Origin of the sequence: Paenibacillus barengoltzii NBRC 101215 (assembly GCF_004000745.1) — a bacterium.
In the GTDB taxonomy this organism is placed as follows: domain Bacteria; phylum Bacillota; class Bacilli; order Paenibacillales; family Paenibacillaceae; genus Fontibacillus; species Fontibacillus barengoltzii.
The window spans coordinates 171,894-194,126 of the sequence record NZ_BILV01000001.1 but is presented as its reverse complement, the minus strand read 5'-3'; the positions used below and the strand labels follow the sequence as shown (position 1 = coordinate 194,126).

Here is a 22,233-nt window from a genome sequence, read left to right as displayed (position 1 = left end):
GCCTATGTCGCACAGTATGACTGGGTACGGTGGGGCCGTCAGATCATATGGCGGTTACGTCGTCCAATTTGAAATCAAGTCCGTCAACCATCGGTATGCTGAGGTTGTTCTGCGGATGCCGCGGGAATGGACGTGCTACGAAGACGGACTAAGGCGTCTGGTTCAGCGCCATATCAAACGGGGACGCATTGATGTATACATCAGTAAAGAACGCGATGAATCCGGCACCCTTCCTTACGTATTAAACCGTCCGGTCGTCGAAGCATACCTGAAGGCAGCGGGTGAGCTCGCCAAGCACTACGGTGTTGACGCGAAGCTAAGCGCCAAAGATTTGCTATCTCTGCCGGATGTCTTGACGACGCCCGAGGAAGCGGCTCCGGCCGGCAGTGCTGATCCCGGATGGGAACAGGTGCTGACCGAAGGCTTGGAGGAAGCGCTGATTGGGCTTTTGGGCATGCGGGAACGGGAAGGGAAGCATTTGGCCGCCGATTTGGGTGCGCGACTGCAGCGGCTGGAAGCGATCCATGGCGAACTGGTTCGGTTAGCTCCGGAAGTTGTGAAAGAGTACCGAACCCGTCTGAAGAATCGGCTAACCGAACTGCTGGACGGGAACTACGACGAGCAGCGATTTGCGATGGAAGTGGCCGTGTTTGCGGACCGGTCGAACATCGACGAGGAACTGATTCGGCTGAAGAGTCACTTCGAACAGTGCCGCAGTCTGCTTCAAGCTTATGAACCGGTAGGGCGCAAGCTGGATTTTCTCATACAGGAAATGAACCGGGAAACCAATACGATTGGATCTAAAGCCAATCATTTGGCTCTAGTCAACCTGGTTGTCGAGATGAAGGCTGAGTTAGAGAAGATCCGCGAGCAGGCGGCGAATCTCGAGTAAGCCATCTACCCGGCGCCGGGTGAGTGAAGCAAATTAGGGGGAACTACCTGAACATGGCAATTAAACTTATTAACATCGGCTTTGGTAATATCGTATCGGCCAACCGGATCATATCGATCGTCAGCCCCGAGTCTGCGCCGATCAAGCGGATCATTCAAGAAGCGAGAGATCGCCACATGCTGATCGATGCTACATACGGGCGGCGTACGCGCGCGGTGATCATCACGGACAGCGATCATGTGATATTATCGGCGGTCCAGCCAGAGACCGTCGCTCATCGTCTGTCCACCAAGGAAGAAGACAACGACGAATAAAATGGAGAGAGCTATGTCTAAAGGGTTACTTATCGTATTATCCGGACCGTCTGGCGTTGGCAAAGGAACAGTATGCACTGAGCTGCGCAAGCGGATGCCGGAGCTGGTTTATTCCGTCTCGGCCACCACACGGCAACCCCGAGCTGGGGAAGAGAACGGCGTCAATTATTTCTTCAAAACCCGTGAGCAATTCCAGGAAATGATCGAGAATGATCAGCTTCTGGAGTATGCGGAGTACGTCGGCAATTTTTACGGGACTCCCCGCGATTTCGTGGAGGAAACGCTGGCTGGCGGGAAGGATATCATTTTGGAAATCGAGGTTCAGGGAGCGCTCAAAGTGAAAGAGAAATTCCCTGAGGGCGTGTTCGTGTTCCTGCTTCCTCCATCGCTTGATGAACTGAAAGGCCGGATTCAAGGTCGGGGGACGGAGAACCAGGCGACGATCGATCATCGTATGAGCGTGGCAGCCCATGAGATCGGACTGATGGAGAATTATGATTACGCCGTCGTGAATGACGAGATCGATTTAGCTTGTCAGAGAATACAATCCATTATCATCGCGGAGCATTGCAGAATTCGCAAGTCGTGCTAGCTAACGCTTCATATGGCGATGAGTCCAAATAAGAAGAGGTGTTTTTGAACATGCTGTATCCATCGATTGACAAAATGCTTGGAAAAGTCGGCAGCAAATATTCTTTGGTTGTAGCGGCTTCCCGGCGCGCGAGACAGCTGCGTGAAGGGGAGAAGAGCGAACTGAAGCAACCGAAGTCGCACAAGCAAGTGGGCATTGCCCTCGAAGAGATCTACGGGGACTACATTAAGTTGAAACAAGATGACGTAGTGACGGAAGAGATCAACAAAGACTAACACCAGACTCATTCAGAGAACAAAGCATATACGAAAGGCCTCCGGGCTTCTTTTTACGACAACCGCGAGGTTGTTATTTTTTTCGTTTGGGGAAAGCGAGGGATAGCGATGTTAACCGGTAAGAAGGTTTTGTTAGGCGTGACCGGCGGTATCGCCGCGTTCAAAGCGGCATCCTTGTGCAGCAAGCTGGTGAAGGAAGGCGCGGAGGTTCGCGTCATTATGACCCAATCTGCGACCAAATTTATCACAGAGCTGACGATGCAGGCGTTATCGAAAAATTTCGTATACACCGATACCTTTGACGAAAAACACGCCGATTCCATCGCACATATTAATTTGGCGGATTGGGCTGATCTGGTGCTGGTCGCTCCGGCCACCGCGAACATCATCGGCAAAATGGCAGCAGGGATCGCAGATGAGATGCTCTCGACGACGCTGCTGGCGACCCAGGCGCCAATTATGCTGGCACCGGCGATGAACGTGCACATGTACGAGCACCCGGCGGTTGTCCGGAATATGGCAGAGCTGACGGCGCGCGGCGTCATGATGATCGAGCCCGGCGAAGGCCTCCTGGCGTGCGGTTATGTCGGGAAAGGACGGATGGAGGAGCCGGAGTCGATCGTCCGGGTGGTAAAGGATTATTTTGCACGGGAAGCCCGTATCGAGCAGAAACCTTTGGCCGGCAAAAAAGTTGTCGTCACTGCGGGAGGGACCGTGGAACGAATTGACCCGGTTCGCTATATTACCAACGATTCCTCGGGAAAAATGGGCTTCGCCATCGCCAAAGCAGCACAGCGCCTCGGTGCGGAGGTCGTGTTGATCGCCGGGCATACGCAGGTAGAGCCTCCAGTTGGCATTTCGGTTACCCGCGTGCAGTCTGCTCGGGATATGTTCGAGGCGGTACAAGCCGTATGGGCGGATACCGACATCCTTGTTAAGGCCGCCGCCGTAGCGGATTACCGGCCGAAGGAAGCCGCTGAACAGAAAATCAAAAAAACCGGGGATTCGCTTGTGCTGGAGCTCGTAAAAAACATCGATATCCTGGAGACCCTAGGCAAACAAAAAACAACGCAGTTCCTGATCGGCTTTGCCGCTGAAACAGAAAATGTGGAGCAGTATGCCATGGATAAGCTGAAACGCAAAAACTGCGATCTTCTGGTTGCGAACGATGTGACCGTGCAGGGAGCGGGATTTGGTACTGAAACGAACATCGTGAATATCTACGACGCATCCGGCTTAGTTCGATCTGTGCCGCAGATGACCAAGGATGAAGTGGCGCTGCAGATTATGGAGCTGGCTGCCGAACGGTTGGCGGGAATTGACCGATGACCTACCGTATGGCCAAAGTGATTGTTGATGTGCCGAGCCGGGAAACCGACCGGCCTTTTGACTATTTAATCCCTGAATCGATGGCTGGCTGGATCGAGGTGGGCAGCCGGGTGGGTGTTCCGTTTGGGCGCCGTACGGTTCAGGGCTTTGTCGTGTCCTTACATGAGCAGCCGGAGATGGACCCGGCGCGGATGAAGCCGATTCAGGAGCTGCTTGACATGATGCCGCCGCTGCCGCCGGACCTGGTGGAATTAGCGGAATGGATGAGCCGGAAATATGCCTGCAGTCTCATTGCCGCGCTGCAAGCGATGATTCCGGCGGCGCTGAAGGGCAAGGCGGAGCGGTATATTCGCGCGGCGGATGACGCCGCTGAAGAAGGGGCGTTGACCGGGGCGGTTGGACGGGTAGAAGGCGAAACCAATGACTTCACCTTATCGCATTTACTCACGCCGGCGGAAGAGGAAATTTTACGTTTCGTCCGAGCTTCCGACACCGTCACGATGAATCAGCTAGGTGCTAAATATCCGGAGGCTGCCGGCCTCATTAAAGATATGTTAGCCCGGGGCGTGCTGACGGAAAGCCAGGCGATCAAGGACAAGGTGCGCAAGAAGACGGTCAAAACCGTTGCTGCCGCAGTCAGCGGCGAGGCGGCGCAGGAGGCGCTCGCGTCGTTTGGCCCGCAGGCGCGTCGGCAAAAGGAAGTATTGCAATACCTGCTGGAGGTGGGGTTGCCGCAGTCGCTTCAAGACGTTCTGCAGGCGCTGCAGGTAACCGCCGGTACTGTGAAGAAGCTGGCGGAGAAGGGATTTGCCGTCATCGAGGATGTCGAGGTGTTCCGCGATCCGTACCAAGGCCGGCGCTTCCAGCGCAGTGAGCCGCTGCCGCGCACGCCGGAGCAGGAGTTGGTTTACCAACGTCTTGCGGAAACGCTGGACGCTCAGCGGCATGAAGTGTTCTTGCTGCACGGTGTGACGGGCAGCGGCAAAACCGAAGTGTACTTGCAGACGATCGAACGCTGCATTGCTTCGGGTCGCCAGGCGATCGTCCTCGTGCCGGAAATTTCGCTGACCCCGCAAATGGTCGAACGATTTAAGGGGCGCTTCGGCGCGAAGGTGGCGGTACTGCACAGCCGCTTGTCCACCGGCGAACGGTACGACGAATGGCGTAAAATCCGCGAAGGCCGCGTCGAAGTGGCGATTGGCGCACGCTCGGCGATCTTCGCCCCGTTCAGCAAGCTTGGGCTGATCGTAATGGACGAAGAGCATGAAACCTCCTATAAGCAAGAGGAAACGCCAAAATACCATGCCCGCGACGTAGCGGTGAGACGGGCCCGCCAGCATGGGGCTGCCGTGATTCTAGGTTCGGCCACGCCGTCGCTGGAAAGCTACCACGCGGCGCGTTCCGGAGGCGGCGAGTACGGGGAGTTTGCCCCGATTCTGCTGGAGATGAAGCAGCGTCCGGCTGGCAGCCGGCTGCCCGGCGTGCAAATCGTCGATATGCGTGAAGAGCTGAAGGAAGGCAATCGCTCGATGTTCAGCCGCGCGCTGCATCAAGGCATCGCCGCCCGGCTGGAGCGCGGGGAGCAAACCGTGCTGCTGCTGAACCGGCGGGGATATTCGACGTTTGTCATGTGCCGGACCTGCGGGTATGTGGCAAGTTGTCCGAATTGCGACATCTCGCTCACGTATCATCAGAAGTCAAACAACCTGCGTTGTCATTATTGCGGTTATGCGGAAGTCGCGCCCTCTGTGTGCCCGGAATGCGGCAGCGAGCATATCCGTTACTTCGGTACCGGAACCCAGCGGGTGGAAGGTGAGCTGGCCAAGCTGTTTCCCGGCATCCGCGTCATTCGCATGGACGTCGATACCACTAGCGAAAAAGGCGCCCATGAGAAGCTGCTGCAGGCGTTCCGCGAGAAAAAGGGCGATGTCCTGCTAGGCACGCAGATGGTTGCGAAGGGGCTGGATTTTCCTGATGTGACGCTGGTCGGCGTCATCGCGGCGGATACGGCGCTGAATTTCCCGGATTTCCGGTCGGCGGAGAAGACGTTCCAGCTGCTCACGCAGGTTGCCGGGCGTGCAGGGCGGCACCAACTGCCCGGTGAGGTATTTATCCAGTCTTATATGCCAGAGCATTATTCGATTATTCATGCCAGCGGCCACGACTATTTATCGTTTGTCCGCGAGGAGCTGAAGACGCGCAAGACGATGCATTATCCGCCGTACAGCCGGTTGATCCTGGTTACGCTGTCGCATGAGAAGCTGCCGCTGCTGCTGCGCATGGCTGAAAATTTTGCCGGCGATCTGCGGGCAAAAGCTCAACGCCAGGGATGGTTCGGCAGCCTAGATCGGTTCGTGCCGGCGGCGTTGGATATACTTGGCCCGGTCGCTTCGCCGATCCCGCGAATTAAGAACCGTTATCGGATCCAATGCATGGTGAAATACCGCGGTGATCTTGATGCGGTAGGCCTGGTCCGGGAGACGGCCGCGGCAACGCTGGACCAATGGCGCGATGCAATGCTTCAGATCAGTATCGATGTCGATCCGCAAATGCTGATGTAAGCACGGAAGAAATGATCCATTTTTCATCCGCTAGCATATATTTGGGATAAAATAGGGAAAGAGCAAGAGAAACTATGAAAGTGATGACGGGAAAGGGAGTGCCATCATGGCGATTCGGATTATTGTGAAGGAACCGGATGAAGTGCTACATCAGGTAGCTAAAGAAGTGAAGAAGATTACGCCGAATATTCAAAAACTGTTGACGGATATGGCGGATACGATGTATGACGCGGAGGGCGTAGGTCTGGCTGCGCCGCAAATCGGCATCCTCAAGCGGGTGATCGTGGTTGATGTCGGCGATGAGCACGGACTGATTGAGTTGATCAATCCCGAGATCGTGTCCAAGGAAGGTGAGCAATTCGGGCCGGAAGGCTGCCTCAGTATTCCGGGATATCGCGGGGATGTTCGCCGTGCTATGACCGTTACCGTGAAGGGACTGGACCGCAACGGCAATGAAGTGACTTATACGGGCTCCGATCTGCTAGCGCGCGCGTTCCAGCATGAAATCGACCATCTCAATGGTGTATTGTATACGGACATTGCGGAAAGAGTGTACGAAATTACCCCTGAGGGTGAAGAGAAGGAGTGAACAGCGCCCGATGAATATCGTATTTATGGGGACGCCGGCGTTTGCGGTGCCTTCGCTGGAAGGACTGCTGCGCGAAGGATACAACGTCGTAGGCGTGGTCACGCAGCCGGATCGGCCGCAGGGGCGCAAAAAAGTGCTGACGCCAACGCCGGTCAAGGAAGCCGCTTTGCGTCATGGGCTTCCGGTGCTGCAGCCGACGCGGATGCGTGCGCCGGAGGCGGTGGCGGAGGTCGCCGCTTTGCAGCCTGACTTGATCGTCACTGCAGCGTACGGTCAAATTTTGCCGAAGGGCGTGCTCGATCTGCCGAAGTACGGCTGCCTGAACGTACACGGCTCGCTGCTGCCGAAATACCGCGGCGGAGCGCCGATCCAGCGGGCGATTATTAACGGCGAGAAAGAAACGGGCATCACCCTGATGTACATGGCTGAGGGGCTTGATACCGGCGATATGATCGCCAAGACGGTGGTGCCGATCGACGATGAGGATACGTCGGGGACGTTGTTCGAGAAGCTGAGCGAAGCCGGGGCACGACTGCTGCTGGAGCAGCTGCCGTTGATCCTTGACGGCAAGGCAGACCGGATTCCGCAGAACGATGCGGAAGCGACCTATGCACCAAATTTGACGCGGGAGGATGAGCGCATCGATTGGAGCGCGACCTCGCGGCAAATTTATGATCGCGTGCGGGGACTGGTGCCTTTTGCCGGCGGGTTTACAACCTGGAACGGCGAGGTCTTTAAGGTTTGGGCGGTGGCCAAACCTGCGGAGACAGGTGCCTCTGCGAATGGTAAGGCATCTGAACCCGCGCCGGGGACGGTGCTGGAGCTATCGGCGCAGGGCATCAAAGTGAAAACCGGGGACGGCGCGGTATGGCTGACCCGGGTGCAGCCCGCTGGTAAGAAGGCGATGGAGGCCGGCGATTTCATTCGCGGCGGCGTAATGCAAGTTGGGACGGTCTTGTCATGAGCGGCACCGAAAAGCGGCCGGGTTCAGGCTCGGGCGGTGGCAAAGGACCTGGAACCGGCGCGAAAACAGCTGGACAAGCCAGCCGCAGCGGGGGAGTAAATAAGCCGTCTGGCACGCCTTCATCCCGCGGGGGCGGCCGAAATCAGACGGCTGCATCGGCCCGCAGCGTAGCGCTTGAGGTGCTGACCGCCGTTGAGCAGGAAGGAGCCTACAGCAATTTACTGCTGAATGGAGCGCTGCAAAGGTCCGGATTAACCGGGCCGGACGCAGGCCTGGCTACCGAGCTCGTCTACGGCACCATACAGCGGTTGAACACGATCGATTATTTTCTCGAACAGTTTGTGACGAAGGGGCTCGCAAAATTAGCGCCTTGGGTGCGTAATCTGCTTCGACTTAGCTTCTATCAGCTGCAATATCTGGACAGGATCCCTCCGCATGCCGCTGTGAACGAAGCGGTGAACCTGGCGAAACGCAAGGGGCATCAGGGGATATCCGGCATGGTGAACGGCGTGCTTCGCAACGTGCTGCGCCGCAAAGAGGAGTTGCATTTACCGGAGGGACTGGCCCCTGTGCAGCGCATTGCCCTGGAGCATTCGCACCCGGAATGGATGGTGGCGCTCTGGATCCGGCAATACGGCGAATCTGCCGCAGAGGCGATCTGCCGTGCCAACAATGAGCCGCCTTCGGTCAGCGTTCGGGTTAATCGCACGAGAGCGAGTCGGGACGAGGTGTTGCGCCTCATGGAGGAGCAAGGGTTGCGAGCCTCGGCCTCGCCGATCTCCCCGGACGGCATCGTTGTTCACAGCGGCGGCAATATGGCGCTGACCTTCTGGTACCGGGAAGGCTTGATTTCCGTTCAAGACGAAAGCTCCATGCTGGTTGCCGAAGCGTTGGATCCGCAGCCAGGGATGAATGTACTGGACTGCTGCGCTGCGCCTGGCGGCAAGACATGCCATATCGCTGAGATCATGAAAGGCCGCGGCCGGGTGCTGGCGAACGACATCCATCCGCACAAGGCGAAGCTGATCGAGGACCATGCCAAGCGGCTGGGGCTGGACAACGTCGATACGTTGTCAGGCGACGCTCTGAAGCTCGCGGAGCGGCTGGAGGCCGCTTCCTTCGACCGAATATTGCTGGACGCTCCTTGTTCCGGACTTGGCGTGATTCGCCGCAAGCCGGATTTGAAGTGGGCGAAGACGCCGGAGGACATCACGGAGATTACCGGCATCCAGAATGCACTGCTCGATTCGGTGAGCGGGCTGCTCAAGCCGGGCGGCTTGCTGGTCTACAGCACTTGCACGATTGAGCCGCGCGAAAATGCCGAGATGGTTGCCTCCTTCCTGAGCCGCCATCCGGAATTCGAGCTGGCGGATGAGCTGATCAGCTGGGAGGAACGTGGTGCTTTGGCAGCTGCCGCTGGGCGAGTCGAGGCTGGCCTGCAGATTTTGCCGCAGGACGCTCACTCAGATGGGTTTTATATTGTCCGACTTCGCAGGAAGTTGATAGAGAAGAATTGACATGCCAAGGTCAAGCAGCCGTTTGAAACGGCGGGCTTGGCCTTTTTGCGCCGCTGCTGTCGGAAGCTCGACTTTAGTCGGAAGCCAATTTATGATAAAATGGGAAGAATGAGTGGGTAACTTTTCAAAATCGAGATGGACAGGTGTGTGAAGATGAAACCTTTTATATATGATTATACGTTGGAAGAATTACAGGAATGGGCCGTATCGCAGGGAGAACCCGCGTTTCGCGGCGGGCAGATCTTTGATTGGCTGTACGTCAAGCGCGTCAGCTCCTTCGATGAGATGACCAACCTGTCCAAGGCGCTTCGGCAGAAGCTAAATGACGAATTTGCGTTCGTTACGCTGCAGGAGATTACGAAGCTGGAATCTAAGGACGGAACGGTGAAGTTCCTGTTCGGGCTGCATGATGATCATGCTATTGAAACGGTCATCATGAAGCATAACTATGGCAACAGCATCTGCGTGACCACCCAGGTCGGCTGTAAGGTCGGCTGTACGTTTTGTGCCTCGACATTAGGGGGGCTGAAGCGGAATTTGACGGCGGGAGAAATTGTCGCCCAGGTCGTGCAGGCGCAAAAAATTTTGGACGCCAAAGGCGAACGCGTCAGCAGTATCGTGATTATGGGAACCGGCGAGCCCTTTGAAAATTATGATGCCACGATGAAATTTTTGCGGATTATGATCCATGAAAAGGGCTTGAACATCGGACAACGGCATATTACTGTATCAACGAGCGGGATTGTCCCGAACATTTATCGGTTTGCGGACGAGAACACGCAAATTAACTTGGCGATTTCGATCCATGCGCCAAATGATGCGCTCCGCTCGAAGTTGATGCCGGTCAACCGGCGCTTTCCGTTTGACGACGTGATGGAGGCGCTCCGTTATTACATTGCCAAAACCGGCCGCCGCATTACGTTCGAGTACGCGCTGATCGGCGGGGTGAATGACCAGCCGGAGCATGCGGAGGAACTGGCCGACGTGATCAAGGATATGCTTTGCCACGTCAATTTGATTCCAGTCAACTATGTGCCGGAGCGTAAGTATGTGAGAACGTCGCGTAATGATATTTTTAAGTTTCAGCGCGTATTGGCGGATAAAGGCATCAATGTGACCATCCGCCGGGAGCAAGGCCATGATATTGCCGCTGCCTGCGGACAATTGCGGGCGAAGCACATGGAGTCTGGTGCGAGGTGAGCGAATGTGATGAATTGTGTGTTTGTAAGTGATGTGGGACGAGTCCGTTCCGTCAATGAAGATTGTACCTGGGTGGACCAGCTGGAATCCGGATACACGCTGGCGATTGTTGCGGACGGAATGGGCGGCCATCAGGCTGGAGACATTGCCAGCCGCATGGCGGTAGATACCATTACCGAGGATTTGGTATCGCTGCCGGCAGGGTTGTCGGCGGAGGCTTGCGGGGAAGAATTGAAGAAGGCAATTCTTCACGCGAACGAAGCCGTATTCCGCAAAGCGTCAGAGCATGTGGAGTACCATAGTATGGGCACCACAGTTGTTGCGGGGATCTTCGCAGGCCGCGACGGCGTGATCGCCCATATCGGTGACAGCCGGGCCTACCATTTCCGGCAGGGCCAGCTCGTCCAACTGACGGATGACCACTCGCTGGTCAATGAGCTGCTCAAGAACAACCAGATCAGCGCGGAGGAGGCGACGGTGCATCCGCATCGGAATGTCGTAACCCGCGCGCTGGGAACCGATGAGCAAGTTGAGGTCGACTTGAACCGGGTGTCGTTGGAGCCAGGGGATATTTTGCTGCTTTGCAGCGACGGTCTCAGCAACTACGTAACACCGGAACAAATGGCTCTGACGCTGGGATCAGAAGATCTTGGGTTACAGGGCCGGGCCGACCAATTGCTCCAGCTGGCGCTGAACGCAGGAGGCGACGATAACATTAGCGTTGCTCTGCTGGAACAACATGAGGATGCCGGGTCGGGCAAAAAGGAGTGGAATTCATGATCGGACACGAATTGGGCGGTCGTTATCAAATTATCGAGAGGATCGGCGGAGGGGGCATGGCGCTTGTCTACAAAGCGCAGGACCTGCTGCTGAACCGCTACGTGGCCATCAAAGTGCTGCGTCAACAATTTGTGAACGACGAGGAATTTATCCGGCGATTCCGCCGGGAAGCGCAGTCTGCTGCATCCTTGTCGCACCCGAATATCGTCAGCGTGTATGACGTTGGACAAGAAGATGAGATTCATTACATCGTGATGGAATACGTTGAAGGGCAGAACCTCAACGAAATCATTAAGGAGCGGGCCCCGCTTCAGGTCGAGGAAGCCGTTCGCATTGCGTCGCAAATCGCCGATGCGCTGGACCACGCCCATCAGAACCAAATTATTCACCGGGATATCAAGCCGCATAACATTTTGATTGGACGAAACGGACGCGTCAAAGTGACCGATTTCGGGATTGCCCGTGCCGTCACGTCGGCGACCATTACGCAAACCGGCTCCGTGGTGGGCTCGGTGCATTATTTCTCGCCGGAGCATGCGAAAGGTGTAGCCACCGGGGAGAAATCTGACCTGTATTCGCTGGGGATCGTGTTGTACCAGATGCTGACCGGTCGGTTGCCGTTCCTTGGGGAAAGCCCCATCAGCGTAGCCTTAAAGCATTTGCAGGAGCAATTTGATGAGCCGCGCATGGTGAATCCGATGATTCCGCAAAGCGTGGAGAACATCATTTTGAAATCGATGCGGAAGAATCCGAACGAACGCTATCAGTCTGCCAAAGAGATGCTTCGCGACCTGGAGACCTGCTTGTTGCCGGAACGAAGAACGGAATCGAAATTGGCCTTTATAGATGATCATGACGAAGACAGCACGCGAGTCATTCCAGCGATTCGTCCGCAGTATCAACCTCAAGGTGCGGCAGCAGGACCATCCAAACTGTCCCGCGACAGCGGATCAACGATGGCAGAGGAACGAGAAAATGCTCCTAAGAAAAAGGCTTGGAGCAAGCCAACGCTTTGGGTCAGCCTGACGCTGGTTGTCCTGCTCGCCTTAGCCGGTGTGGCCTGGTACGTGACGAGCTTGGTGACCGTTCCTGAAGTCGCTGTGCCAAACGTGCTTAACTTAGAAGAGCAACAGGCAATCCAAACTTTGACCGATAAAGGGATTGCCGTCGGGGAGATCACCCGGGAATACAAAGAAGGCGTGGACGAAGGGATCGTCTATGAGCAGAGCAAGCCGGAAGGGACGATGGTCAAGGAAGGTTCGGTCATCGACTTGAAGGTGAGCACGGAGAAACCGCCGGAGAAGATGCCGTCATTAACGGGCAAAACCTATGATGATGCGCTCCAGCAATTGAAGGATCTTGGAGTAGACGAGTCCCGCGTGCAGAAAGTAGAGGAAAACAACGCCGAGATTGAGCCAGGCAATGTCCTCAGCCAATCGCCGGAAGCGGGAGAGGATTTTAACCCAGAGACGGATACGATCGTGCTGAAGGTCAGCAAGGGACCGTCTGAGGTGAAAATGCCAGACCTCGTGAACAAGACACAAGCGGAAGCGGAAAAAGCGCTCCGAGACGCAGGGCTGGTGTTGGCAGAGGATGGTATCAAAGAAGAATCGAGCTTCGAGGTCGAGGCGGGCAGAGTAACGAAGCAGTGGCCTTATGCCCCGGACGATCTGGTGGCACCGGGTTCAAAAGTAACCTTGTTTATCAGCACCGGCTATCCGCAGGAAGCGATTAACTATACGTTCCAAGTACCGGCTGCACCTGCACAGGAAGGCCAAATCAGTAAATATACGATCGTGTACGGCGATGCTCGCGGGGAGGGGCGCGAATGGGGTTCGCAAAAGGTAGGCAAACCGCAATACCTGTCGGTTGACCTGGTTCTGGCGCCGAACAAGAACGGTTACGTAACGGTGACGCGTGACGGCGTCTTGCTGGACACTTACCCGATCTCGTACATCGATGCGAAGCAAGGAACCGTACCTGTGCCGCAATTCCCGGACCAAGGCGGCGGTACGGAAGATGAGAACACCATGGATATGAACTCGGGCGATAATCCGCCCGATACCGGCATGATCTTATCCGGTAAGCTGGCTTCGGTCCAGAAGGAACAAGGCGCAGCCCAAGGTAAAGGAAAGGCGGGTAAACCCAAAGAACATGGTAAGGGCAAAGACAATTAAGTTAGACCGATATGAAAGCGAGGCCGGCATCTATGCCTGAAGGCTTGATTGTGAAGGCATTAAGCGGATATTACTACGTGAAGCCGGCGACGACGGCGCAGGACGGGGCAGCGGAGGGGTATATCCAGTGCCGCGGACGAGGGATTTTTAAGAAGAAAGGCATTACACCCTTGGTAGGCGACAGGGTGATTTATTCCCCCACCGAAAACGGGGAAGGGACCGTGGATGAAATCCTGCCAAGGGAAACCGAGCTGATCCGTCCGCCGATTGCCAACGCCAAGCTGGCGGTGCTGCTGTTCTCCCTGCGGGAGCCGGATCTCAATCTGCAGCTGCTAGACAAGTTTCTGGTGCATATCGAGCACGCGGGTTTGCAAGCCCTGATCTGCCTTACCAAGGAGGATTTGCTGGAGGAGAATGGAGCGGAAGAAACTCCAGAAATTATTCGCCAGGTCAAAGCCATGTATGAATCCATCGGTTATGAGGTCATTGTCACCAGCTCCGTGACCGGAATGGGAACCGAGGAAGTCAAATCCCGTTTGGCTGGGGAGATCAGCGTCTTCTCGGGCCAATCGGGGGTCGGAAAATCCTCGCTGCTTAACGCGATGCTCGGGTTAGCGCTGGAGACAAGTGAAATTAGCCTCAAGCTGGGCCGGGGACGTCATACGACGCGGCATGTCGAGCTGATTGAGCTGGAGAACGGCGGTTACGTGGCGGATACCCCCGGCTTTAGTCAGCTGGATTTTCTCGAGTTAGGGATCGAGGAGTTATCCAGCTGCTTCCGGGAATTTACCGATTACGCGGAGGGCTGTAAATTCCGCGGCTGCAGCCATTTGCATGAGCCCGGCTGCAAGGTCAGAGAGGCTGCGGACCAAGGAGAAATCGCCGCCAGCCGTTATGAGCATTACGTACAGTTCTATGAAGAGATGAAGGACAAGAAGCGGAGGTATTGACGTCATGAGCAACAACATCTATATCGCGCCGTCGATTTTGTCGGCGAATTTTGCCAAGCTGGGTGAGGAGGTCGCTGACGTAGAGCGGGGAGGCGCTGACTGGCTGCATGTGGACGTAATGGACGGCCATTTCGTCCCGAACCTGACGTTTGGTCCGCTGGTGCTGCAAGCGATCGCTCCGCAAACCAAGCTGCCGCTGGACGTCCATCTGATGATTGAGAAGCCCGAGGAGTATATCCCAGCCTTTGCCAAAGCAGGTGCGCATCTGATCACCGTCCATGCGGAAGCTTGCGTCCATCTGCATCGAGTGCTCCACCTCATTAAGGAGCAAGGGGTGAAGGCAGGAGTAGCAATTAATCCAGCCACTCCGGCTTCAGCTGTTCGCGAGGTGCTGGAAGACGTTGATCTCGTGCTGGTTATGACGGTAAATCCCGGCTTTGGCGGACAGGCGTTTATTCCGGGCACGCTGCGCAAAATTCGGCAGCTGAAGGCCTGGAAGGATGAGCTGGGCTTAACAGACTTGCGGATTGAAGTGGACGGCGGGATTGCTGCGGCGACGGCGCCGCTGGTTGTCGAGGCGGGAGCGGATGTGCTGGTCGCCGGCAATGCGGTGTTTGGCCAAGCTGACCGACGTGCGGCGATGGCAGAAATCCGCGAGAGCCTGGTCGGATTGGCATAGGCGCCTTAAGATGCGCATACATTGGTTACATGAGCGAAGGTTCTCATGTAGCCTTTTTTTTGTGGCGGGAATACACGGGTAAATGACATCAAACATAGAATATGGGTGAAGGCATGAGCACGATGGGGAGGGTGAACGATGAAATTTTACACATTCAAGCTGCCTAAGTTTTTGGGAGGATTCGTTAAGGCGGTACTGAACACGTTTCACAAGAACTAACGGGCGGGGCCTGAATACCCGCCCCGAGCAGCGGAAGGGCGCGCCTAGCGGTTCCCGCCAACAAGGATTGCTTGGGCGCTGACTTCAAGGGAAAATGCGCAGTAAAAAAGCACCTCCATAGGAAAAGGTGCTTTTTGTCTATAATTCGTCCCGTCTGTTACACGCGGGTCACTTTACCGGATTTCAAAGCCCGAGTACTAACGTATACGCGTTTCGGTTTGCCGTCTACCAAGATCCGGACCTTCTGCACGTTTACGCCCCAAGAGCGCCGATTGCGATTGTTTGCGTGAGATACATGGTTACCGCTGCCTGGCTTCTTGCCAGTCACATAACATTTGCGAGCCATTCATTACACCTCCTGTTCCAGATACACCTGTCTTGAAAATAACACTAACACTTCAATATCACGGTTATTGACAATACTTAAATATAATATCACAGTAAAAAAAGCTCCGTCAACAGCTATTGACGTTCGACTCTTTTATTTATTTCTCTCTGCTCTTATAGTACAATATAGTTTAGTCCATAATAATTTCTATGGAAGGAGTGAGATAGGCGTGGCTGTAAATCTTACGACCGAATATGGACGAATCGATATTTCGGAGGAAGCCATTAAGGTGATCGCCGGATCGGCCGCCATGGAGTGTTATGGACTGGTTGGAATGGCAAGCCGAAAGCAGTTCAAGGACGGCATTGCCGAATTGCTGGGGCGCGAGAATTTGGCCCGGGGTGTGGAAGTGAACCTGGATAATCATCGATTAGCTATTTATCTTTATATTATAGTCAGTTATGGCACGAAAATTTCCGAGGTCGCACACAACATACAGCTCAAAGTGAAATACGTATTAAATGAAATCGTTGGACTCGAAGTGGATCAGGTGAATATCGTAGTCCAAGGTGTACGCGTATCAAGCTAGGAAGGGGAATTTTCATTGAGTAAGCGTTCTTTAACTGGAACAGATTTCACCGCTATGGTATTGGCAGGCGCGAAGCGGCTGACAGAGCATGCTGAGCACGTCAATTCCTTGAACGTATTCCCGGTACCCGATGGGGATACTGGAACGAATATGAATTTGACGATGACCGCCGGCGTAACGGAATTGAAAGATCACGGAACCGGAGGTTTGGGCAGCAGAGCAGCCACTTTATCCAAGGGCCTGTTGATGGGCGCACGCGGGAATTCCGGCGTGATTTTGTCCCAACTGTTCCGTGGCTTTAGCCGTTCTGCTGCATCATTGGAAGAGATGAATGCAGCCCAATTTGCCGCTGCGCTGCAAAGCGGGGTAGATACCGCTTATAAAGCGGTCGTCAAACCGGTGGAGGGCACGATTCTGACGGTAGCCAAGGAAGCAGCTAAGCATGCCGTCTATTATTCGCGCAGAACAACGGATATCACGGAATTGATGAGCGAGGTGCTGGCCAAAGCGAAGGAAGCGCTCGCGAATACGCCGGAGCTGTTGCCGGTATTGAAACAGGTTGGCGTCGTGGATTCGGGCGGTCAAGGACTTGTTTATATTTATGAAGGATTTTTACAATGGCTGCAAGGCGGCGCCAGCAGTGAAGCCGCTGCGACATTGGGACAAGCCCCCGCACTCGTTGCCAAACCAGAGCTGCGTGCTCCAGCGGCCGCACCGGTGCATGCTCCAACTTCGGCACAAGCTAAGCTCGAAACAGAGGATATCGAATACCTCTATGACATGGAATTTTTCATTAATCGAAAAATCGGTGAAATCAAGGATGCTGTTTTTGACGAGGATCAGTTCCGGAAAGCGCTTTCGGTCAATGGGGATTCGATTATCGTGATCGCGGACGACGAGATTATCAAAGTCCATGTCCATTCGAAAACGCCGGGCGACGTGCTGAATCTGGCACTGCGTTACGGTGAAATTACACAAATTCATATTTTGAACATGCGTGAGCAGCACCGGGATCTGTTGATCGCGGGGATGGATGCCGCGCCGCCGATGCCGGAGCTGTTCGCCGAGATTCCAGCAGAACCGGCTCAACCGGTGGATCCAGCAGGGATTCCTGCGGATGAGCTGGCGCCTTATGGCTTTATCGCCGTTGCTTCTGGAGACGGGATTTCGGAAATTTTCAAGAGCTTAGGCGTGGATGTCGTCCTGTCCGGCGGGCAGACGATGAACCCAAGCACGGAAGATTTCGTGAAGGCGATCCGGTCGATTTCGGCTCAGCACGTGTTCGTTCTGCCGAATAACTCGAATATTATTCTGGCTGCACAGCAGGCGCGTGATTTGCTTGAAGGGGAGCGCAATGTGACAGTCATCCCAAGCAAAAGCATTCCTCAGGGGATTGCCGCAGCGTTTGCTTTCCAAGAAGAAGAAAGCGTGGAAGCCAACGCGGATAATATGCAGAACGCGGTGCAACACGTGAAGACGGGCCAAGTGACGTATGCGGTCCGCGACACGATGTTTGATGATTTGGAGATTACGGCAGGTCATTATATCGGTATTGCAGATTCTAAAATCGTGGCCACCGAAGAGGGCTTGCTGGAAACGAGTCAGGGCTTATTAGCCAAGATGCTCACTGGCGGCGATGAAATCGTGACGGTGCTGGCCGGTGAAGAAGCTGACGAAGAGATGACGAATGCGCTGGTGGCCTGGATTCATGAGGAGTATCCCGACGTCGAGGTAGAGGTCCATAACGGCGGGCAACCGATTTATTATTATCTGTTTTCGGTAGAATCCTAATCCCCATGAGAGGATGAAGATGCTTATGAATCAGGCTATCATTATTGCCGACAGTACGGCGGATATCCCGCAGGCGACCGTCTCGGAATACGGAATTCATATCGTACCGATGCGGCTGGCCTTCGGAGACCAATCTTATCTTGAAGGCATCGACATCACCGCGGAAGAGTTCTACGATAAGTTGATCCAATCGAAGGAACTGCCTACCACTTCGCAGACCTCGCCGTCTCAGTATGTGGAGGTATACCGCAACTTGCTTGCCGCCTATCCCGGTTCACCGATCATTTCGATCCATATCTCCTCCGGGATGAGCGGAACTTATCAATCCGCAGTGCTGGCGAAGGAGATGCTGGAAGAAGAGCTGGGGCATCCGGTCGATGTCACGGTCATTGACTCGCTGTGTGCGACGTACGGTTTTGGCCTTCAGGTTGTGCATGCCGCGCGGATGGCGAAGCAAGGGGCTTCGGTCGAGGAAATTCGAGCTGAGGTTGAGCGGCTCGGGAAGGCGCGTCGGTTATATTTTCTCGTCGATACGCTGGAATACTTGCAAAAAGGCGGACGGATCGGTAAAGCCGCAGCCATTCTGGGCAACCTGCTGAACATTAAGCCGATCTTGTCGGTGGACCAGGAGGGCGTGATTTACGCTGTCGATAAAGTCCGAGGCCGCAAGAAGGCTATGGCCCGCGTCATCGAGTTGTTTGTGAATGATTTTGCCGGGGTGAAGGACATTAACGTGGCCGTTTGCGATTGCGTGAATCCGGAAGGCTCCGAGGAGATCCTAGCTCTGCTGCGGCAGCACTTTACGCTGCATGAGGTTGTCCGCAACAGCATCGGTGCCGTGGTTGGCACGCACGTAGGTCCGGGGACCGTGGCGACGTTTATTTGGCCGGCGAAGTGATGGGACTAGGGGCGAAACTGGTGATATCCGGATGAAGCACGTCGTTTGTGCCTGGACAGCAAATCTAACGGACAGTAAAGACCTTATTAGCTTTAATTCCCGGATATTTCCTGCGTTAACGGACTCCGGAGACCTTATTTGGCATATACGAACGGTATCTGGTTGGTTTTGATCCAAATAAGGGCTGCTCGGTCCGTTAGAAACGGAAGTTATCGAGAACTGGTGGATTAACGCCTCTGGTGTCCGTTAGACTGCCAGCCGGGCTCGCGCCCGTGCTTCGTGATCCGAAGATGCGTTTTTGAACTACCTCTATAAAGTGAGGGGATGAAAGTTGGATTTACATCACATCCCCGTAAAGCAAGTCAGCGGCGTGAGCGCTCTTAAACAAGAAGAGCTTCACGCCTTTGGCATCTTTACGGTGAATGATTTGATTGAATATTATCCGTTCCGGTATGAGGATTACCGGCTGCGCTCCTTGACGGAAGTGAAGGACGGAGACAAGGTAACGGTGCAGGCGAAAATCATGGGGCTTCCGGTCCTGCAACGGTACGGGCGCAAATCTCGCCTGACCTGCAAAATGATCGCCGATGACTGGATGTTCACGGCGACATGGTTTAACCGTCATTTCCTCAAGGATCAGCTGACGACGGGACGGGAGATTATCCTGACCGGCAAATGGGACATGCGTCGCAGCCAGCTGACGGTGTCCGAGTCGGAGTTCCCTGACCGCGGGACGCTCCGCAGCGGCAGTTTGCAGCCGGTCTATTCGGTCGGCGGTAAAATTACGCAACAGTGGATGCGGAAGACGATTGGACAAGCGCTGCAGCAATATGGGGAGATGATCCCGGAGATTCTGCCGCTCGAACTGCTTCGCAAATATGGGCTGATGCCCCGCAAGACGGCGATTTTGCGGCTGCACCAGCCGCAGGACAGTGAGGAGGGGCAGCAAGCGCGGCGCCGTATGGTGTACGAGGAGCTGTTCCTGTTCCAGCTCAAGCTGCAGGCGTATCGGGCGATGAACCACGAGCGGATGGACGGGGTTGCGCATGTGGTGGATAACGCCACGATTCGGGAATTCGTGCGCAGCCTGCCGTTTGAGCTGACCGATGCTCAGAAGAAGGTGGAGCTGGAAATTCTAAAGGATATGCGCTCGCCTTATTGCATGAACCGATTGTTGCAAGGCGACGTAGGTTCCGGCAAAACGGTCATCGCCGCCATCGCGTTGTACGCGGCGGTGAAGTCGGGGCACCAGGGGGCTTTTATGGTGCCGACGGAAATTTTGGCCGAGCAGCATATGCGCTCCCTGTCCCGGCTGTTTGAGCCGTTTGGTATTACGGTTGGCCTATTGACCGGCAGTGTGACGGGACGAAAACGCAAGGATTTGCTCGGCTCGCTGCAAATGGGGCTCACCGACATCGTGGTGGGGACGCATGCGTTGATCCAAGAGGACGTGTTCTTTCGGTCGCTGAGCTTGGTCATCACGGATGAGCAGCACCGGTTTGGCGTAAATCAGCGCAGCATTTTGCGGCGCAAAGGCTTTAACCCGGACGTGCTGACGATGACGGCCACTCCCATTCCGCGCACGCTGGCGATTACCGCCTTTGGCGATATGGACGTATCCACCTTGTCGGAGCGCCCGAAGGGGCGCAAGCCAATCACGACCTATTGGGTGAAGCACAGCATGATGGACCGTGTGCTTGGCTTTATTGAGCGGGAGGTATCGCAAGGCCGCCAAGCCTACGTCATCTGCCCGCTGATCGAAGAATCGGACAAGCTGGACGTGCAGAACGCCATCGACTTGTACGTGTCGATGCAGCAGGCGTTCCCGCATATGAAGGTCGGGCTGCTGCACGGGCGGATGACGGCGGCGGAGAAGGACGAAGTGATGCGTGCGTTCTACGAGAACGAGGTGCAGCTGCTCGTCTCGACGACCGTCGTAGAGGTCGGCGTCGACGTGCCCAACGCCACGCTGATGATCGTGATGGATGCCGACCGGTTCGGCTTGTCCCAGCTCCACCAGCTGCGCGGGCGTGTTGGCCGGGGGGAGCACGCGTCGTATTGCGTGCTTATCGCCGATCCGAAGTCGGAGGTGGGTCAGGAGCGGATGAAGGTCATGACCGATACGGACGACGGCTTCGAGGTGGCTCGGCGGGACCTGGAGCTGCGGGGTCCCGGGGATTTCTTCGGCACGAAGCAAAGCGGTGTGCCGGATTTTCGTGTCGCGGACATGGTCAGCGACTACGCGGTGCTGGAGGCGGCGCGGGACGACGCCGCCCGGCTGGTTGCGGGCGAAGCGTTCTGGACTTCGCCCGAGTACGGACCGCTGCGGGATTATCTGCGGCGGGAGCAGGTTTTTCAAGGTGAGCTGATCGATTAAATTTCATACGAAAAAGCAAGTATCCAACCGTTCGCGGGATCCGCGGACGGTTATTTTTTACCCGAAAATCCATCCTAAAGTTGACAGGTTGCGTCTAGCGTTGCTCTTTTTACTGGAATATCTGGGATGTCAGGCCTTGAAGCGGATACGTTCTAACCTCTTCAACTAGAACTAGCAAGAAGTGACATGGTTTGACATATTATTTCAACCAAAAAGTTATATATTGAAATAAAATATCAAATGAATTATAATCATGTCGAAAACACTTACAACTAGGGTTGTTGCAAACAAAGGAGTGTATCTGAAATGCTGGAAAATTTGACAACTGAGGCGAGAAACGAGCGAACGATGCGTTTGGATGAAATGGATGTAACTGAGCTGCTTACGGTGATGAACGAGGAGGACGCGAAAGTTGCTGGAGCGGTGAAAAAGGAAATCCCCAAAATCGCCCAAGCCGTGACTGCCATTACGGAATCGCTAAAAAAGGGCGGTCGACTGATTTATATGGGAGCCGGCACGAGCGGACGGATCGGCTTGCTGGATGCGGTGGAGTGTCCGCCGACATTTGGGACTTCCCCGGACCAGGTGGTTGGTCTGATCGCAGGCGGAAGCAACGCTTTTATCAAGGCCGTTGAGGGAGCAGAGGATCGGGCCGAGCTGGGGCGCATCGATCTGCAAAACCTCGAGCTTACCGCCAAGGATGCAGTCGTTGGAATCGCTGCCAGCGGTCGTACACCTTATGTCATCGGGGGATTGGAATACGCGAAGCAAATGGGTGCCAAAACGATTAGTATCAGTTGTAACAAGAATGCGGTGATTAGCACCATTTCCGATATCGCAATCGAGATCGAGAACGGTCCCGAGGTGCTGACCGGGTCGACACGGCTGAAGGCAGGAACCTCGCAGAAGCTGGTCTGCAATATGCTGTCTACCGCGTCGATGATCGGCTTAGGTAAGGTTTACGGCAATTTGATGGTTGATGTTCAGCCCACCAATGAGAAGCTGGCCGATCGCGCGAAGCGGATCGTGATGGAGGCAACCGGCTGCGATGCATCAACTGCGGAGAACACCTTGCGCCTTACCGAAGGTAAACCGAAACCGGCGATTCTGATGATTTTGACGGGATATTCGTATGAGGTCGCTTTGGAGAAATTAGAGGAGAACCAAGGGTTTATCGGTAAAGCTGCGAAGTCTGCGACTGCAATACGTTAA

The 22,233-nt window shown here is 55.1% G+C and carries 21 protein-coding genes; 20 read left to right on the top strand and 1 reads right to left on the bottom strand.

The window, feature by feature from the left end; genetic code table 11:
- Positions 1-4 precede the first annotated feature (4 nt).
- From PBA01S_RS00985 to spoVM, 15 genes are all read left to right on the top strand, one after another.
- Positions 5-892: a YicC/YloC family endoribonuclease gene (locus tag PBA01S_RS00985; protein WP_016311613.1), complete on the top strand. Its 888-nt coding sequence runs from the start codon at positions 5-7 to the stop codon at positions 890-892.
- A gap of 53 nt (positions 893-945) precedes the next feature.
- Positions 946-1,206, top strand: a complete 261-nt coding sequence (gene remA / locus PBA01S_RS00980) for an extracellular matrix/biofilm regulator RemA (RefSeq protein ID WP_009225246.1) — start codon at positions 946-948, stop codon at positions 1,204-1,206.
- 13 nt (positions 1,207-1,219) lie between these two features.
- Entirely contained in the window at positions 1,220-1,798 is a 579-nt protein-coding gene (gmk, locus tag PBA01S_RS00975; RefSeq protein ID WP_016311614.1) for a guanylate kinase, read from the top strand.
- A gap of 50 nt (positions 1,799-1,848) precedes the next feature.
- Entirely contained in the window at positions 1,849-2,073 is a 225-nt protein-coding gene (gene rpoZ, locus PBA01S_RS00970; RefSeq protein WP_016311615.1) for a DNA-directed RNA polymerase subunit omega, read from the top strand.
- 108 nt (positions 2,074-2,181) lie between these two features.
- A complete protein-coding gene (gene coaBC / locus PBA01S_RS00965) occupies positions 2,182-3,402 on the top strand; it encodes a bifunctional phosphopantothenoylcysteine decarboxylase/phosphopantothenate--cysteine ligase CoaBC (protein WP_127575111.1) in 1,221 nt (406 codons plus the stop codon).
- Entirely contained in the window at positions 3,399-5,963 is a 2,565-nt protein-coding gene (gene priA / locus PBA01S_RS00960) for a primosomal protein N' (RefSeq protein ID WP_127575110.1), read from the top strand. The genes coaBC and priA overlap by 4 nt, the downstream gene beginning before the upstream one ends.
- Positions 5,964-6,069: 106 nt before the next feature.
- Entirely contained in the window at positions 6,070-6,552 is a 483-nt protein-coding gene (gene def / locus PBA01S_RS00955; RefSeq protein ID WP_127575109.1) for a peptide deformylase, read from the top strand.
- A gap of 10 nt (positions 6,553-6,562) precedes the next feature.
- On the top strand, positions 6,563-7,516 hold the full coding sequence (gene fmt, locus PBA01S_RS00950; protein ID WP_028538315.1) for a methionyl-tRNA formyltransferase: 954 nt from the start codon (positions 6,563-6,565) through the stop codon (positions 7,514-7,516).
- Positions 7,513-9,033: a 16S rRNA (cytosine(967)-C(5))-methyltransferase RsmB gene (gene rsmB / locus PBA01S_RS00945; protein WP_028538314.1), complete on the top strand. Its 1,521-nt coding sequence runs from the start codon at positions 7,513-7,515 to the stop codon at positions 9,031-9,033. The genes fmt and rsmB overlap by 4 nt, the downstream gene beginning before the upstream one ends.
- A gap of 153 nt (positions 9,034-9,186) precedes the next feature.
- Positions 9,187-10,233 (top strand): dual-specificity RNA methyltransferase RlmN, encoded by a 1,047-nt coding sequence (gene rlmN, locus PBA01S_RS00940; protein WP_028538313.1) that lies wholly within the window; start codon positions 9,187-9,189, stop codon positions 10,231-10,233.
- 6 nt (positions 10,234-10,239) lie between these two features.
- Positions 10,240-11,013 carry a Stp1/IreP family PP2C-type Ser/Thr phosphatase gene (locus PBA01S_RS00935; RefSeq protein WP_016311622.1) on the top strand — a complete coding sequence of 258 codons (774 nt, stop codon included), beginning with the start codon at positions 10,240-10,242 and terminating at the stop codon, positions 11,011-11,013.
- The gene (gene pknB / locus PBA01S_RS00930) at positions 11,010-13,190 is read left to right on the top strand and encodes a Stk1 family PASTA domain-containing Ser/Thr kinase (protein WP_127575108.1); all 2,181 of its coding nucleotides are present in this window, start codon (positions 11,010-11,012) and stop codon (positions 13,188-13,190) included. The genes PBA01S_RS00935 and pknB overlap by 4 nt, the downstream gene beginning before the upstream one ends.
- 32 nt (positions 13,191-13,222) lie before the next feature.
- Positions 13,223-14,140 carry a ribosome small subunit-dependent GTPase A gene (rsgA, locus tag PBA01S_RS00925; protein ID WP_028538311.1) on the top strand — a complete coding sequence of 306 codons (918 nt, stop codon included), beginning with the start codon at positions 13,223-13,225 and terminating at the stop codon, positions 14,138-14,140.
- 4 nt (positions 14,141-14,144) lie between these two features.
- Positions 14,145-14,819, top strand: a complete 675-nt coding sequence (rpe, locus tag PBA01S_RS00920; RefSeq protein WP_028538310.1) for a ribulose-phosphate 3-epimerase — start codon at positions 14,145-14,147, stop codon at positions 14,817-14,819.
- Positions 14,820-14,957: 138 nt separating this feature from the next.
- A complete protein-coding gene (gene spoVM, locus PBA01S_RS00915; RefSeq protein ID WP_036621610.1) occupies positions 14,958-15,038 on the top strand; it encodes a stage V sporulation protein SpoVM in 81 nt (26 codons plus the stop codon).
- 157 nt (positions 15,039-15,195) lie between these two features.
- On the opposite strand, the gene rpmB is transcribed toward spoVM, so the two are convergent.
- Positions 15,196-15,384: a 50S ribosomal protein L28 gene (rpmB, locus tag PBA01S_RS00910; RefSeq protein ID WP_009225259.1), complete on the bottom strand. Its 189-nt coding sequence runs from the start codon at positions 15,382-15,384 to the stop codon at positions 15,196-15,198.
- Between the two features lie 211 nt (positions 15,385-15,595).
- Between rpmB and PBA01S_RS00905 the strand changes: the two genes are divergently transcribed.
- The 5 genes from PBA01S_RS00905 (at position 15,596) to murQ (ending at position 22,233) form a co-directional block, all read left to right on the top strand.
- Positions 15,596-15,955 (top strand): Asp23/Gls24 family envelope stress response protein, encoded by a 360-nt coding sequence (locus PBA01S_RS00905; protein ID WP_016311626.1) that lies wholly within the window; start codon positions 15,596-15,598, stop codon positions 15,953-15,955.
- Between the two features lie 15 nt (positions 15,956-15,970).
- Positions 15,971-17,746: a DAK2 domain-containing protein gene (locus PBA01S_RS00900; RefSeq protein ID WP_127575107.1), complete on the top strand. Its 1,776-nt coding sequence runs from the start codon at positions 15,971-15,973 to the stop codon at positions 17,744-17,746.
- Positions 17,747-17,771: 25 nt separating this feature from the next.
- Entirely contained in the window at positions 17,772-18,644 is an 873-nt protein-coding gene (locus PBA01S_RS00895; RefSeq protein WP_028538308.1) for a DegV family protein, read from the top strand.
- Between the two features lie 331 nt (positions 18,645-18,975).
- Entirely contained in the window at positions 18,976-21,021 is a 2,046-nt protein-coding gene (gene recG / locus PBA01S_RS00890; RefSeq protein WP_127575106.1) for an ATP-dependent DNA helicase RecG, read from the top strand.
- A gap of 306 nt (positions 21,022-21,327) precedes the next feature.
- Positions 21,328-22,233, top strand: coding sequence for an N-acetylmuramic acid 6-phosphate etherase (murQ, locus tag PBA01S_RS00885; RefSeq protein WP_016311629.1), 906 nt, complete (start codon positions 21,328-21,330; stop codon positions 22,231-22,233).